This is a genomic window from Azospirillum sp. TSO22-1 (genome assembly GCF_003116015.1).
In the GTDB taxonomy this organism is placed as follows: domain Bacteria; phylum Pseudomonadota; class Alphaproteobacteria; order Azospirillales; family Azospirillaceae; genus Azospirillum.
The window spans coordinates 15,867-30,779 of sequence record NZ_LGQZ01000072.1 but is presented as its reverse complement, the minus strand read 5'-3'; the positions used below and the strand labels follow the sequence as shown (position 1 = coordinate 30,779).

Annotated in this window: 14 protein-coding genes; 5 read left to right on the top strand and 9 right to left on the bottom strand. The window is 71.8% G+C overall.

Features of this window, described 5'->3' with window-relative positions; all coding sequences use genetic code 11:
• Positions 1-7 precede the first annotated feature (7 nt).
• The 5 genes from TSO221_RS18470 to TSO221_RS18445 all read left to right on the top strand — a co-directional run bounded on the left by TSO221_RS18470 (position 8) and on the right by TSO221_RS18445 (position 5,812).
• Positions 8-820, top strand: coding sequence for an ABC transporter permease subunit (locus TSO221_RS18470; RefSeq protein ID WP_109119987.1), 813 nt, complete (start codon positions 8-10; stop codon positions 818-820).
• Positions 817-1,518 (top strand): Crp/Fnr family transcriptional regulator, encoded by a 702-nt coding sequence (locus TSO221_RS35495; protein WP_158284131.1) that lies wholly within the window; start codon positions 817-819, stop codon positions 1,516-1,518. Before TSO221_RS18470 ends, TSO221_RS35495 begins: the two co-directional genes overlap by 4 nt.
• Positions 1,519-1,644: 126 nt before the next feature.
• Entirely contained in the window at positions 1,645-3,864 is a 2,220-nt protein-coding gene (locus TSO221_RS18455) for a TonB-dependent receptor (RefSeq protein WP_247878120.1), read from the top strand.
• Positions 3,865-3,866: 2 nt separating this feature from the next.
• Positions 3,867-4,619, top strand: coding sequence for an ATP-binding cassette domain-containing protein (locus tag TSO221_RS18450; RefSeq protein WP_109119985.1), 753 nt, complete (start codon positions 3,867-3,869; stop codon positions 4,617-4,619).
• Entirely contained in the window at positions 4,616-5,812 is a 1,197-nt protein-coding gene (locus tag TSO221_RS18445) for an NnrS family protein (protein WP_109119984.1), read from the top strand. Before TSO221_RS18450 ends, TSO221_RS18445 begins: the two co-directional genes overlap by 4 nt.
• Before the next feature lie 56 nt (positions 5,813-5,868).
• On the opposite strand, the gene TSO221_RS18440 is transcribed toward TSO221_RS18445, so the two are convergent.
• Genes TSO221_RS18440 through TSO221_RS36000 form a run of 9 tightly spaced genes read right to left on the bottom strand, consistent with a single transcriptional unit; the run spans position 5,869 to position 14,909 of the window.
• Positions 5,869-7,035 (bottom strand): porin, encoded by a 1,167-nt coding sequence (locus TSO221_RS18440; protein ID WP_199229534.1) that lies wholly within the window; start codon positions 7,033-7,035, stop codon positions 5,869-5,871.
• Between the two features lie 8 nt (positions 7,036-7,043).
• Complete coding sequence (locus tag TSO221_RS18435) at positions 7,044-7,793, bottom strand: hypothetical protein (protein ID WP_109119982.1); 750 nt, start codon at positions 7,791-7,793, stop codon at positions 7,044-7,046.
• Complete coding sequence (locus TSO221_RS18430) at positions 7,790-8,206, bottom strand: SET domain-containing protein (RefSeq protein ID WP_109119981.1); 417 nt, start codon at positions 8,204-8,206, stop codon at positions 7,790-7,792. The genes TSO221_RS18435 and TSO221_RS18430 overlap by 4 nt, the downstream gene beginning before the upstream one ends.
• A gap of 19 nt (positions 8,207-8,225) precedes the next feature.
• A complete protein-coding gene (locus TSO221_RS18425) occupies positions 8,226-9,383 on the bottom strand; it encodes an SDR family oxidoreductase (RefSeq protein WP_109119980.1) in 1,158 nt (385 codons plus the stop codon).
• 39 nt (positions 9,384-9,422) lie between these two features.
• Entirely contained in the window at positions 9,423-11,051 is a 1,629-nt protein-coding gene (locus tag TSO221_RS18420) for an ATP-binding cassette domain-containing protein (protein ID WP_109119979.1), read from the bottom strand.
• Between the two features lie 7 nt (positions 11,052-11,058).
• Positions 11,059-12,297 carry a prohibitin family protein gene (locus TSO221_RS18415; protein WP_109119978.1) on the bottom strand — a complete coding sequence of 413 codons (1,239 nt, stop codon included), beginning with the start codon at positions 12,295-12,297 and terminating at the stop codon, positions 11,059-11,061.
• A 1-nt stretch (position 12,298) separates the two neighbouring features.
• Positions 12,299-13,996, bottom strand: coding sequence for an ATP-binding cassette domain-containing protein (locus TSO221_RS18410; RefSeq protein ID WP_109119977.1), 1,698 nt, complete (start codon positions 13,994-13,996; stop codon positions 12,299-12,301).
• Positions 13,981-14,736, bottom strand: a complete 756-nt coding sequence (locus TSO221_RS18405; RefSeq protein WP_109119976.1) for a transporter substrate-binding domain-containing protein — start codon at positions 14,734-14,736, stop codon at positions 13,981-13,983. The genes TSO221_RS18410 and TSO221_RS18405 overlap by 16 nt, the downstream gene beginning before the upstream one ends.
• On the bottom strand, positions 14,733-14,909 hold the full coding sequence (locus TSO221_RS36000; RefSeq protein ID WP_199229533.1) for a hypothetical protein: 177 nt from the start codon (positions 14,907-14,909) through the stop codon (positions 14,733-14,735). Before TSO221_RS36000 ends, TSO221_RS18405 begins: the two co-directional genes overlap by 4 nt.
• Positions 14,910-14,913 lie beyond the last annotated feature (4 nt).

Below are 14,913 nucleotides of genomic sequence, written 5' to 3'. Positions count from 1 at the left end.
GCCGCGCATGACGGCGGCGGTCGCGGAGCGGTTGGGCCGGCTCGGCCGGTTCCTGTGGTCGGGCTGGGCGGGCCTTGCCGGGCTGGCACTGTTCGCCGCAGTCTGGCAGGCGGGCCACGAGCGCTTCGGCGCCTTCATCCTGCCGGCGCCGCTGGCGACGCTGGCCGCCGGCCGCACCATTGCCGGCGACCCGGCCTCCTGGGCGCTGGCGGCCACCACCACGCTGCGCGCGCTGGAGGGGTTCGCCCTGGCCGGGCTGGCGGGGACCCTCGGCGGCATCGCGGCGGGCTACTCGCCGGCAACCATGCGGCTGGCGCGGCCGATCCTGACGGTGCTGCTGGGCGTGCCGCCCATCGCCTGGATCGTGCTCGCCATGATCTGGTTCGGCTCGACCAACGGGACCATCATCACCTCTATCGTGGTCGCTTCGACACCAGTGGTGTTCGTCGGCGTCGCCGAGGGCGCGCTGACCCGCGACCGCGGCCTGGACGACATGGCGCGCGCCTTCGGCGCCGGTCCGCTGGCGCGGCTGACCACGCTGGGGCTGCGCCACATCGCCGCCTTCCTGTTCCCGGCGCTGACGGTGGCGCTGGGCTCCGCGTTCAAGGTCGCGGTGATGGCCGAGCTGCTGGCCAACACCGGCGGCATCGGCGGTGCCCTGGCGATGGCACGCGCCAACCTCGACGTCGCCGAGGCGCTGGCCTGGGTGCTGATCGCCGTCGGCGGGCTGATCCTGGTGGAGTACGCGCTGGTCCACCCGGTTCGCGCAGAATTCGAGCGCTGGCGCGAGGCGGCGCGCCCCTGGGGCGTGAAACGGTGACCCTCGCTCCGCACGACTGGGCACGGATCCGCCGGGCGAGCGTCTTCGCCTCGCTCGGCGACGAGGAGTTCCGCCTGATCGTCGGCCGCCCGCGCTGCGAAGTCCTCGGCGAAGGCCAGACGCTGTTCTTCCAGGGCGACCCGGCGGACGCCTTCTTCGTCGTGCTGGACGGTTGGGCGGCGCTGTCGCGCGACACCAGCGACGGCACCCGGACCGTCATCAAGATCATCGGCCCCGGCGAGTCCTTCGCCGAGGCGCTGATCACCGAGGGCGCGCGCTACCCGGTCAGCGCCGACGCCGCCTCGCCGCTGCGCCTCGCGCGGTTCGAGACGGCGGCGCTGCGCGCGCTGGTCGCCGGCAACCCCGGCCTCGGCCTGTCCATCGTCGCCGCGACCTTCCGCCAGATGCAGAAGCTGGTCGAGCAGATCGAGCACCTGAAGAGCTGGTCGATCGAGCGCCGGGTCGCCGCCGTCCTGCTGCAGATGAGCGGCGGCCGGGACGCCGGCAGCTTCACCCTGCCCGTCGAGCAGCACCTGATTGCCGCCCGCCTCGCCATCACCCCGCCGACCCTGTCGCGCACGCTGCGCAAACTGGCGGCGCTCGGCGTCGAGGCCAACCGCGGCCGCATCACCCTGCACGATCCCGCCCGCCTCGCCCGCTTCGTCGAGGGGGAGGAGGACGACGGCGGTGCGTCGTAAGCGGGCGTACGATTTCCCACCCCGACTTGTCCGCGGACAAGAGGGTGCCGACCCCTGGTCCCTATACTGCGAATGCAAATCATTCGTAGTTGCCGGACGCGGCGCCGGCCAGGGGATCTCATCGCCATGACCATTCGCAGACAGCACCGCGCCTTCCTCGCCGCCACGTCCGTGCTGGCGCTCGCCGCCGGCACCGCGTACGGCCAGTCCGCCGCCCCCGGGGCGGCGGTCGTCCTCGATCCGGTGACCGTCGAGGGGAGCAGCGACGGGACGCTGCGCAAGCGGCTGGAGGCGATCCCCGGCGGCACCGCCCTGGTCACCGAAGAGGAGCAGGCCGGCAAGCCGAACGTGACCATCGGCGACGTGCTGGCGACCGTGCCCGGCGTGGTCGTGCAGAACTTCTTCGGCGGCAACGACCAGCCGCGCATCCAGATCCGCGGCTCCGGCCTGCAGCAGAACCCGGTGGAGCGCGGCATCCTCGCTCTCCAGGACGGGTTGCCGCTCAACCGCGCCGACGGCTCCTACATCGTTGGGCTGGCGAACCCGCGGCAGGCGGAGAGCACCGAGATCTACCGCGGCTACACCAGCAACCGCCTGGGCGCCACGGTGCTGGGCGGCGCCGTCAACTTCGTCTCGCCCACCGGCTCCTCCGCGCCGGGCGTGCGCCTCGGCATCGAGGGCGGCAGCTTCGGCCAGTTCAACACCACCGCGCAGGCCGGCGGCCGCGCCGGGACGCTGGACGGTCTGGTGCAGATCCAGCGCGGCCGGCGCGACGGCTACCGCGACCACAATCAGTCGGAACGCACGAGCGTCGACGCCAACGCCGGCGCCCAGCTGTCGGACAACGTCAGCACGCGCTTCTTCGCCGGCTACACCGACCTGTCCTTCGACGTCGCCGGGCCGCTGACCAAGCAGGCGCTGGAGAGCGACCCGCGGCGGGTCCACACCGGCCCGCGCGTCGTCGGCGGCGTGTCGACGGAGGCGGGGCCGAACGTGGTGCGCGACCAGCCGCAGCGCGACGCGCGCCAGTTCCGCGTCGGCAACCGCACCACCGCCACCTTCGGGGCGCACCTCTTCGATGCCGCGGTCGGCTACACCCACACCGACGACACCTTCCGCTTTCCGATCTCCTCAGGCATTCGCAAGACCGAGGGCGGGGATTTCACCGCGGTCGGCCGCTACGCCTACAGCCCCGACCAGAGCCAGCCGCTGCCGCTGTTCGAGACCACCGTGCGCTACGTGGTCGGCTCGGCCGACCGGCAGGACTTCATCAACCGCGCCGGCACCCAGGGGCCGCTGCTCGGCCAGAGCAAGCTGGACGCCAGCACGCTGTCGGTGCACAGCGGGCTGAACGTGCCGCTCGGCGGCGGCGTCACGGTCTCCCCCGGCGTGACGGTCGCGCACGCGACGCGCGACAACGACGACACCTTCCCGGGCACCCGGCGCCCGACCATCGCCTACAACCCGATGAATCCGACGCTGGCGCTGCCGGCCGGCTCGATCCCGGCGGGCGACACCAGCTACTCGCGCTCCTACACCGGCATCAGCCCCAGCCTGGGCCTGACTTGGAAGCCGGCGCCCGACCACACCTTCTATGGTGCGGTCAGCCGCGGCTTCGAGCCGCCGACCCACGACGACCTGATCGCCACGGTGAACGGCACGCCGAACAGCAGCCCCGGCCGCCCCAACCCGGCCAGCCCGGCGACGGTGTCCACCGCCTACCGCACGCCCGACCTCAAGGCGCAGACCGCGACCACCGTCGAGGCCGGCTGGCGCGGCCGGCTCGGCCCGGCGACGCTGGACGCCGGCACCTACTATTCCTGGGTGAAGAACGAGCTGCTCAGCCTGCGCGACGTGACCGGGGCGCCGCTGGGCGCGGTGAACGCCGACCGGACGCGGCACTTCGGCGTGGATCTGGGGGTGTCCGCCGCCCTGACCGACGCGCTGAGCGGGCGCGTCGCCTACACCTTCCAGGACTTCCGCTTCCAGGGCGACCCGCTGCGCGGCAACAACCGGCTGGCCGGGGCGCCGCCGCACGTCGTCAACGCGGCTCTCCGCTACGACGTCACCCCCGCCTTCTTCGTGCAGGCGGAGGTCGACTGGCGGCCGGCCAAGACGCCGGTGGACAACATGAACACGGTCTACGCCGACCCGTTCGCCACGGTGAATCTGCGCGTCAATTACGACCTCAACGAGCACGTCAGCGTCTACGGCGAGGTGCGCAACCTGTTCGACAAGACCTACGCCTCCTCCACGCTGATCGTCGACCAGGCGAGCCCGACCCAGGCGGTCTACCTGCCGGGCGACGGCCGCGCCGTCTACGCCGGCCTGAAGGCGAAGTTCTGAGCATGGCGGCCGTCCTGGCGCTGAAGGGCCTCGGCCACGCCTACCTCGGCCGCACCGTGCTCGACGCCGTGGACCTGACGCTGGCGGCGGGCGAGGTGGTGGCGCTGGTCGGCCCCTCGGGCTGCGGCAAGAGCACGCTGGCGCACATCGCCGCTGGCGTGGTCGAGCCGCTGCGCGGCCGGGTCGAGCGGGGCTACCGCCGTCATGGCATGGTGTTCCAGGAGCCGCGCCTGCTGCCCTGGGCGACGGCGCGCGACAACATCGCCTATCCGCTGCGCCTCCAGGGGCTGCCGCGCGGCGAGCGGCGGGTGCGGGCCGAGGCCGCCGCCGCGCGCGCGGCGCTGGAGCCCGCTGACCTCGGCAAATACCCGGTGGAGCTGTCGGGCGGCATGCGCCAGCGCGTCGCCATCGCCCGCGCGCTGGCGATCGAGCCGGACTTCGTCTATTTCGACGAGCCGTTCACCGCGCTCGACGTGGCGCTGAAGCGCCGCATGCAGGACTTGGTCATCGGCGCCGCCCGTGCCCTGCGCTTCGCCGCCCTGTTCATCACGCACGACCTGATGGAGGCGGCCCGCGTCGCGCACCGCATCGCCGTCGTGGACGCCCACGGCCGCGGCATCGCCGGGGAGCGCGCCGTGGAGGGAACGCCCGGCGAGCGCGGCGACGGCGACCTCTATCGGCTGGTCGCGACGTTCCTGACCGACGACCCGCTGTTCCGCCATATCCACGACATCGACGAACGGCGGGCTTCATGAGCGCGCGTCCGGCGCTGACGGCGGTGCTCGGCGACGAGGGGCTGCGCCTGTTCTTCCCGCTGGCAGCGCTGCACGCGGCGCTGTGGCCGTTCCTGTGGGTGGTGGTCCACGGCTTCCAGCTGCCGGGCGCGAGCGCGCTGCCCTCAGGCCTGTGGCACGCGCACGAGCTGATCTTCGGGTCCTACGGCGCGGCGCTCATCGGCTTCATCACCACCGCGATCCCCGAATGGTCCGACACGCAGCGCCTGCGCGGCCGCCCGCTGTTCATACTGGTCGGCCTGTGGGCCGCCGGGCGGACCGCCGGGTTCGTTGGCGCCGACGCGCTGGCGGTGGCCGGCGGGATCGCCGATCTCCTCTGGCTGTTCGCCCTGCCGCTCTACGTCGCCGCGGTATCGTGGCGCAAGCGGACCACGCGGCTGGCCGCCATGGTCGGCTGGCTGAGTGCCCTGGCGCTGACTGGCGCCACCGCGCGCCTCGGTTTCCTCACCGGCGACGCCGACCTCGCCCGCACCGGGCTGCACCTCGCCGCGCTGGTCTTCCTCGGCCTGCTGGCCCTCGTGCTGGCGCGCATTGGGGTGCCGGTGACCAACCTCGTGCTCGATCCCAGCGAGGAGACGTCGCCCTACCGGCCGCATCCCGGCCGGCGCAACCTGGCGCCGGGGCTCGTTGCACTGGTGACCGCCGGATCCCTGGCGGGCTGGTCGCCGGCGGTAACCGCCTACCTGACCATCGCCGCCGGCGCCGCCTTCCTCGACCGTGTCGCCGAAGGGTTCGTCGGCCGCGAGGCGGCGCGGGCGGAAATCCTGGCGCTGTCCGGGTCGAGCCTGCTGGCCGGGGTGGGGCTGCTGCTGGTCGGCGCGGCGCGCCTGGGCGCGCCGTTTCCGGAGACCGCCGCCCTGCACCTGTCGCTGATGGGCGGCCTGGGGCTCGGCGTACTGGCGGTGTTCGCCATCGCCGGCCTGTTCCACACCGGCCGCCCGCTGCCCCTCCCGCGCGCCGCGCGGGTGGCGTTCGCGCTGCTGGTCCTGGCGGCGCTGGCGCGCGCCCTGCCGGACCTCGGTGCCCTTCCCTCCCCGCCCGGCCCGCCGCACGCCCTGGCTGCGACGCTGTGGGCCGCGGCCTTCCTGGTCTGGTTGAAGGCGTATTGGCCGTTCCTATCCACGCCGCGCGCTCCGGACAGCGGTGGCTGCTGAGCTGGATCCGAGACACCGCAGGGAAGCCTCTGTCGCAGCGTTTGCGGCGGTTGCGGCTAAAACGCCAGCCGGGTGTCCAGCATCAGGATGTGGGCGCGGTCGTCCGGGGCGACGCCGGCGGCGGTCAGCGGGCCGGACGACAGGGCGGAGCGGACGTAGTCGTACTCCAGCCCGGTGGTCAGGCCGGGAGCGACCGTCCAGGTGATGCCACCCTGCCAGATGTCGGCTTTGGACGGGGTGGACATCGTCGCGGAGTCGTTGCCCTGCGCGCGCACGTAGTTGGCGGCGAGGAGGAACGGCCCCATCGTGTACTGGGCGCCGAGGATGAGCGTGGTCTGCGTGCGCTTTTCCGTGGCGTCGGTGGCGTAGCCGCTCTTGCCGCTGTTGGCGAAGCTGGCGCCGATCTTGGCGTCGCCATAGCTCAGGTTGGCGCCGACGTGGAACGACCGCAGATCCTCGAAGGACTGCGCCAGGACGCCGTCGGTCTGCCGGTTGGCGCGGCCGGTCTGGTAGAAGGCGCTGGCGCTCAGCCCGACCTCCCCGAACGTGTCCTGGTACACCGCGCCGGCCTCGACGACGTCGTGGAAGGTGGGCGCGGCGCCGAGCGGGTCGGCCTTGCGGCGGTTGACCGAGTTGTTGGAATCGTTGGTGCGCGGCGTGTAGGACACCGCTCCCTGGACGCCGCCGAAGGACGGGGTGATGTAGATCAGCTTGGTGCCGACGTCGTAGGCCAGCAGCGTGCGCAGGCTGGTCGCGGTCAGCGGCAGCGCGCCGAGCGTGGACGAGCCGTTCAGGAACAGCAGGCCGTTGCTGTCCGGACTGCCGGCGACACCCTCCACGTTGGGGCCGATGATGCCGTACTCGTCGGACAGGCCGTTGATGGTGCCCGCCTGCACCGTGCCGAAGGCGCCGTTCGCGAAGAGGAAGGCCCGGTCGTTGAACAGGGTCCGGCTGGAGATGGACGGGTCGCCGGTGTCGGTGACCATGCGCAGGCGCGCACCGTACTCCAGCCCGTTGTCCGCCTTGGCCGTCGGCGTCATCGTCACGCGCAGGCGGTTGGCGAACTCGGTCGAGCGCAGCCCGGCGTCGTTGCGCTGGTTGACGTAGGCGCCCTGGAAATAGGCGTCGCCGCCGAAAATCAGATCGAAGCTGGATTCGGCGGCGGCCGGCGTGGCGCAGGCGGCGACGGCCGCGGCGACGCGGAGGGTGGAGGCAAGGCGCATGAAGAGGCTCATCCGGAAACAGGGGTGGAGACGGGGGAGGGTGGAAACCAGCGGCGGGCGAAATCGGTGAGGTTGTCGTCGGACAAGCGGGCCTGGCAGAGGACTTCCACGCTGTCGGCCCAGCGCGGGTTGACGGCGCGGAACAGCGAGACGCCGGGGCTGTCCAGCTTGGCGTCGCTGATGGCGCGGGCCGCCTCGGTCAGGCCGTAGCCCTGCCAGTTCCAGTCCACCAGCCCGCTCGCCGCGTCGTAGTACTGTTCGAAGCAGGTCCAGCCGACCCAGTCCCGCACCGCCCGGTCGAAGGGATCGAGGGCCTGCTCGGGATTGGGCGCGTGGCGGCGGAACAGCGAGGGCATGTAGCGGTAGGAGCGGTAGCCGACCGCGCTGTAGTGCCAGTACCACGGGCGTCCGCCGTCCTCGCCGCGGGCGTGGTCGAGCATGAACGCCACCATGGCCCGGACCAGCGCGTTCGACCCCCAGTGGCGGCGGTCGAGGATGCAGTGCAGGGTGTGGAAGAGGCCGACCGCCCGGCTGTCCACCACCGGCTCCCGCTGGTAGAGGGTGGCGAAGCCGACCAGCGCGCCGGTGTCGGGTTCCTCCTGCAGGACGCAGTGGTCGACGCCGTCCAGCTCCTCGTTGAAGTAATCCTCGCCGTAGCCCTCGAACCAGACGCCGAGCAGGTCGAACATCACCGCCCGCCGCGCCGGCGAGAGGTCGGCGCCGCCGACGATGCTGGTCCGCAGCGGGACCCGGCTCATCCGGCCGTCTCCGCGAGGTACCGCGCGGCGCCTGCGTCGCGGACGTCCCCGCAGATGTCCTCGTAGTTGCAGGTCAGCTCCTCCCCGGCGGCGATGTCCCGCAAGGCGCGGAACACCCGCCAGTCGTCGGACTCCGCCCGGCCCATCAGCGGCTCGTCGGCGTGGTTGACGAAGCGGCCGTCGTCGCCCAGCAGCAGGACGCTGCCGGCCTCGTCGATGACGCAGCCGTGCGACTCCGCCATCCGGGCGACGCCCGGATAGTCGGTCAGCACCGCATCGCCGGGGGCGATGATGCGGTCGATGCGCGGGTCGAACCGCCACATCGGCGTGCCCGCGGCGACGGGCTCCTCGGCGAAGAGTCCCAGCCCGTGGATCGGGCTGGGGGCGAGGCGGGTGGGGATCAGCATCGGCATGGCAGGGCGTTTCCCGGGCTCAGGCGGCGACGGTGGAGGGGGTCAGCGCCTCGTCGAACTCGAAGGCCGCGGCGTCGTCCACGAACTGCTCGGCGATGGTCGCGCGCTGGCTGTCCAGGCAGACCTTCAGGTAGTCCTTGAAGGCCGGCGGCGGGGCGAAGCCCTCGGCCAGCAGGCGCGCGTTGTCGAAGGCGATGTCCTGGTTGACGAAGCGGTGGTACTTGCGGGCGCCCACCGCCATGGTGCGGTTCAGCACGTCGCGCTTCGGGAACTTGGCCTTGAACGCGGCGTCGAACGGCCGCCAGCCCTCCGGCCCCTTCGGGTCGAAGCAGATGTAGGGGCGCGTGCCGCCGTCATGGCCCTCGGCGGCGAAGGCGGCGGCGAAGTCGTCCCAGGTGGTGCGCGAGCCGAGGCCGGCCGAGACGTGGTAGAGCGCGTGCTTCAGGTCCGGCTTGCGCAGCAGCTCGTGCAGGCGGGCCGAGACCCAGTCCACCGGCACGATGTCGATGAAGCCGTCCTTGTCGGCCGGCAGCACGCCGGTGTGGTCGAGCAGCCGGAAGAACCAGAAGATGCTGGCGCTGGGCCGCACACCCAGCGTGGTGTGGCCGACCACGATGGACGGGCGGGCGACGACCAGCGGCAGCTCGGGGAAGGCGGCCTTCAGCGCGTGCTCGGCCGCCGCCTTGCTGCGGGTGTACTCGGCGATGTGCGGCGCCTCGGGGCCCGGCGGCGTGGCCTCGTGCACCATTTCCAGGTGCGGGGCCTCGCCGCAGCAGAAGGCGGTGCCGATGTGCAGGAAGCGCTGCAGCTTCGGCATGCGTCGCGCGCGGGCGGCGAGCGCCAGCGTGCCGTCCACGTTGATCTGCCAGACCGAATCCCGGCTGTCGAACGACGTGTCGGCGGCGATGTGGGCGATGTGCGTCACCGCGTCCAGCCGCGGGTCGGTGCTGGTGGCCAGCGACTGCAGGTCGCCCGGCAGGATGCCGCACAGCCCGGCGGCGGCCTCCGCCGAGGTGCGGTCCATGGCGCGCGAGAGGTTCTTAGCGAGGCGGGCGCGGCAGGCGGCCTCGTCGGTGCCCCGGATCAGAAGCAGGCAGTCCGCTGCGGTCCCGTTCCGGACGGCGTCCAGATAGAAGGAACCGCCGAGGAAGCCGGTTCCGCCGGTGAGAAGGAGCATGGTGAGCCTCTGGGTTGCTGGAATGGGGGAAACCGGCCGTCAGGCGACGGGCACGGGATTGGGAAGCCGCAGCACGCTGCCCCGCTCGACCTGGAGCTGGACGTCGGCCGCGTCGAAATAGGCGTCGTCGTGCGTCACCGCGATCACGGTGATCCCGCGCGCCTTCATCCAGGGCAGGATTTCCCGGTAGAACTTGCGGCGGAAATAGGGGGACTGGTCGGCCGCCCACTCGTCGAGCACGAGCACCGGCTTGCGCTCCAAGAGGGCGGCCATCAGGGCGAGGCGCTTCCTCTGGCCCTGCGACAGGTCCACCGTGGTGAAGGCCCGGCCGTCGAGGGCGACCTTGTCGCCGATCTCCAGCAGGTCGAGCAGTTCCTCGGCGAAGCCGTCCTCCAGGTCGCCGACGCCGTGCAGCTGGCGGGTGACGTGGCTGTCGGAGAACACGACGGAGAACAGGTCGCGGTAGGACGCCATGGCCTCCGGCGGCACCGACGCGCCGTCCACCGCCAGGGCGCCGCGCTGCGCCGGGTAGAGGCCGAGCAGCATGTGAATCAGCGTGCTCTTGCCCGAACCGTTGTGGCCGGTGACGAAGACCACGGTGCCGCGCTCCACCGCCAGGGTGACCGGCCCGACCGTGAAGGACCCGGCGGCGCCCCGCCCGGCGTGGCGGAAGGTCAGGTCCTCCAGCGCGAGGGTGTGGAAGCCGGAGAAGTCGGTGGCCACCGCCGCGCCGCGGCGCGGGTCGGCCAGCCGCTCCTCGATGGCGAGGTAGGCGCGCGCCGCGGTCTCCGCCCCGAGGTAGGAGGGGTAGGAGGTGACGATGGTGATGACCGGATAGGCGATGAATGCGGCGGCGTGCGCCGCCAGCACCACCGTCGCCACGTCGGTCGCCGCCAGCGCCGGCAGCAGGAAGACGATCCCGGCCAGCGCGAAGTAGTAGGTCAGCTCGTTGGCCATGAAGTAGCGGCTGTACTGCACGGCAAAGGCGTGGCGGTCCTGCCGCAGCCCCTCGGTGCCGGCGGCGATGTCGGCCAGCGCGTCGTCGCGGCGGCGCCGGTTCAGCTTGCACTCGCGCAGCGTCTTCAGGATGTGGTCCGAGCGCTCGGTCAGGTCGGTCTCGATGCCGTGGATCTCCTCGGCCAGCGCCTCCAGGCGCATGGCGCAGCGGGCGACCACGACACCGCCGAGCATCAGCACGCCCAGCACGATCATCACCGCCAACCCGGACAGCGAGGCGAGGTAGAGCAGGCACAGCAGGATCGCCGCCACCGACTGGAAGCTGATGACCAGCGTCGGCACCGCCTGCGACAGCAGCTGCAGCTCCGCGCCCGCCGCCGCGGCGATGCGCGCCGGGCCGACCGCCATCACCTCCGGCAGCTCGGCCGCCAGGGCGCGCCGCAGCAGCCCCATCCGCAGCGCGCCGAGCGCCGCCTGGATCCGCTTGGACGCCACGCTCATCAGCCAGTTCTGCACGAACCGCCAGAGGAAGGCGGACAGCAGGAAGACCAGCAGCAGCCGTTCCAGCGTCGGCCCGTCCTGCAGGCTGAGCAGCGCGCCGTTGATCGACGTCAGCAGGGTGAGGTTGACCGCCGCGGTCAGGAACGCCAGCAGCAGGAGCGGCTTGAGGCGGCGGAGCGCGTCGCGTCTGAGGAGGCGCCAGAGATCCATGCCCGCCTCACTTCGGCTTGACGGCGTCGAGCAGGCGGGACGGTGACAGCTTCGACAGGATGGGCGCCGCCGCGGCCTTTCCCGCCTCGCCCTTCGCCGCGCCGGCGGCGCTCTCGGCCGGAGCAGGCGCCGGTGCTTCCGCCGATGCGGGCGGCGGAGACGGCGCCTGGACAACCGGCGCCGCCCCGACGAGTGAGGGCAGCTGCGAGGCCGGCGCGCTGGGCACCCCGGCGGAGACGGTGTTCGCGGGCGGGGCACCCGGCACAGCACCGGCGCCGGTCTTGTCCGCCGCCGTGTCGAGGATCAGCGGCAGGCCGCCGCTGGCGGCGTTGCCGATCACCACGACCTTGCTGTTGGGCGAATGGGCCAGCTCCAGCGTCGCCTCGATGCCGCGCCAGCGCAGGTAGTTCTCGGTCAGGTTGGCCTGCACGGTCTCCTGGAAGGCGCGGATGCCCTGGCCTTCGATCTGCTTGCGCTGGCTCTCGAACAGCTCGCGCTGCAGGCGGAACTGGTACTCCTGCGCCGCCTGGTCCTGCTGGATCTTGCGCTCGATGGAGGTCATGATCGCCTCGGGCAGCGAGACATTGCGGATCAGGATGTCCTGGATCAGCAGGTAGCCGGTCTTGGTCTGGGCGTCCGGCTTAGGGCCGGCCTCGGCGCCGATCAGCTGGGCGTACATGACGCGGTCGGCGAGCTGCTCGTACGCCTCGGTCTGCACGCGCAGGCGGCGGTGGGCGTACAGCTCGTCGGCCTTGGAGCGCGACACGATCTCGCGCGACACCGAGCCGACCTCGGGCACCAGCAGCACCTCCAGGTAGTTGGTGCCGACGTGCTTGTGCAGGGCCGCCAGCCGCTCCGCGTTCGGGCGGTAGCGCACCGTGATCTCGATGTTGACGTTCAGGCCGTCGTTGGCGATGGCGGCGTAGGAGCGCGTGTCCTCCTGCAGGCGCAGGTCGTAGACCTCGATCCGGTCCCAGGGGAAGACGACGTGGACGCCCTCGGGCAGGGCCGGCCCCAACTGGGTGCCCTCGTGGAAGCGCTTCCACAGCACGCCGCCGTGGCCGGCCGGGATGAAGATGACGATGGCCGGGGCGAAGTACAGGAAGATCAGCATGCCGACCAGCGCGGCGACCAGCAGCGTCCGGCGGTGCTCCTCGTACCAGAACGCGAACAGCCCGCGCAGGCGGGACCGCCGCGTCGCCGGCTCCGGCGCGTCGTCGATCGTGGAAAAGGCTTGGTCGGCCATGTCACTCGGTCTCCTGCAAACACAGCGTCGCGTCGGCACGGACGGCGCCACTCATCTGCCCGTTGCTCATGCGGATGGTGAGGTCGCAGACCGGCGCGATGTCGCCGTCGTGCGAGACGAAGATCACCGTGCGGCCCAGGGACTGGAGCTTGCCGATGATCTCGTCGGTGAAGCGGGTGCGGAACTCGCTGTCCTGGTCGGAGGTCCACTCGTCGAGGATGAGGACCGGCCGCCCCTCGGCCACCGCCACGGCCAGCGCCAGCCGCCGCCGCTGTCCCTTGGACAGGTCGCGGTTCAGTGCGCCGTCTTCGGTCGCCGGCACCAGATGGTCGATCTTCAGGTAGGCCAGCATCTCGCGGAACAGCGCCTCGTCGAAGCCCGGCCCGCGCGGCAGCCGCGTGAAGATGTGGTGGTCCTGGAACACCGCGCAGAACAGGTCGCGGTAGGCTTCCAGCCGGTCGCCCTCGACCGGCTGCCCGTCGAGCAGCACCTGCCCGTCGTCCGGCAGGAACAGCAGCGGGATGACCCGCAGCAGCGTCGACTTCCCCGACCCGTTGGCGCCGACGATGCCGACCACGCTGCCCGCCGCGATGGTCAGGTCGATGGGGCCGATCATGAAGGGCATGGGGCGCATCCCGGCGGGATAGCCGAAGGCGACGCCGCGCAGCTCGATGCTGCTGAACCGACGCGGCGCGCGGGCGAGGCGCGACGGCTCGTACTCCGCCTCGGGCATGGCGGCCAGCAGGGCGGTCAGCCGCGCCGCCGCGTCCTCCGCCGCCACGTAGTCGGGCACGGCGTTGAGGAACTTCGACAGCGGGCGGGCCAGGAACAGGATGACCGAGGTCACCGTCGGCAGCTCCGCCACCGACATGGCGCCGACGCGCGGGAAGATGAACACGAACACCGCCGAGAAGCCGATGATGATCGCGGCGATCCACGAGAACAGCTCGCCCAGGCTGCGGCCGTGGCGGCGCTTCAGCTCCTCCCAGGCGGCGATGTCGCTCTCGATGGCGGCGTTCAGCGCGTCGCGGCGCGTCTTGCCCAGCTTGATCTCGGCGTTGCCGGCCAGGATCTCGCCGAAGCCGTGCAGCACCCGGACCTCGGCATCCTTGGCGTCGCCCAGGATGCCGCGGGTGCGCTGCGCCTCGCGCACGTACCACGCCCCGACCAGCACGGCGGCGGCCAGCAGCAGCGTGGCGCCCAGCGTGGACAGCGTCCACAGGTAGAGGTAGGCGACCGCCGCCACCAGCATCATGTTGGCGGCGATGGACAGGTTGGGCAGCAGCGTCGCGATCCGCTCCAGGTGGTAGTGCGCGTGGTCGAACGACTGCGCCGCCTCCATGGACAGGATGCGCGCGTGCCCGCCCAGCGTCGCGTGGCGCAGCAGGCGCCGCCGCAGGTCGGCGAGCGCGCTGAACGCGGTGGTCAGCAGCAGCGACACGAAGCGCTTGGACGCGACGTAGCCGACCAGCAGCGAGGCGCAGAAGACCAGGAAGGGGGTGTCCAGCACCTCGCCGCGCAGCCAACCCGACAGCTCGGCGCTGAGGCTGATCAGGCTGACGAGGTTGGCGGTGGCCGACACGCAGCCGGTCACCACCAGCCGGGTCAGCGTCTGCCGGTCGGCCAGCCCGGTCAGCGTCAGCAGCACCGAGAACGGCCGGCCGGGCGGGAGGGCGGCCCGCGTCATTGCGTCAGCCATGAATCGACGATGCGGGCGATGGTGCCGTCGTCGCGCAGCTTGATGAAGGCGGCCTGCAGCTGTTCGGCCTTGGCCTTGCGCGCCTTGGGCAGCGCGATGTAGCGGGGCACGAGGCCGACCGGCTTCGGCAGCACCCGCACGTCCTTCAGCCGGCCGTCCTGCTTCGCCACGTGGTTCAGCACGTGCAGGTCGCCGACGACGACGTCCACCCGGCCCAACATCAGGCGCCGGAAATTGACCACGTTGCTGCTGGACGGCACCTTTTCCAGAAAGGTCGCGGCGTCGAAGTCCGGTGCGTAGGAGAAGCCGTCCACCACGCCGATGCGGTAGGGCGCCAGATCCTCCAGCCGCTCGTAGGTGATGTCGGAGTCCTTGCGCACCACGAACACCGTGGTGCCGGTGCGGAAGGGGCCGATCATGTTGTACTGCTCGAACCGCGTCGGCGACGCGATGAACTGGAAGGCGACGTCGGCGGTGTTCTCGTCCATCGACTGGACCACCTCGCGCCAGGACAGCGGCCGGTGGACTGGGGTGACTCCCAGCTCCTTCAGCAGGGCCTCGACGATCTCCGTGTCGACGCCCGTGCGCTTGCCCTTGAGCGAGTAGTTGTAGGGCGGGAAATGGTCTTCCGACGCGATGGTCCAGTAGTCGGCCTGCGCCGACGCCGGCAGCGCGGGTACCGCCACAAGGCCGGCCAAGAGGCCGAGGGCCGTGCGGCGTCGGATGCGCGTCCGCGTCATGCTTCGGCCTTCGCCGGCTTCTTGCGGCGGCCGGTGACCAGGATCAGGACCAGGAGGGCGCCGGGCGGGGTCAGCATCACCGCCAGGAACGCGTAGAGCAGAAAACCGCCGCGCCGGCCGGTCGCGAGAAACCCGACCAGCAGGCAGAGGCCGATGTAGATCAGCTCGAACACGATG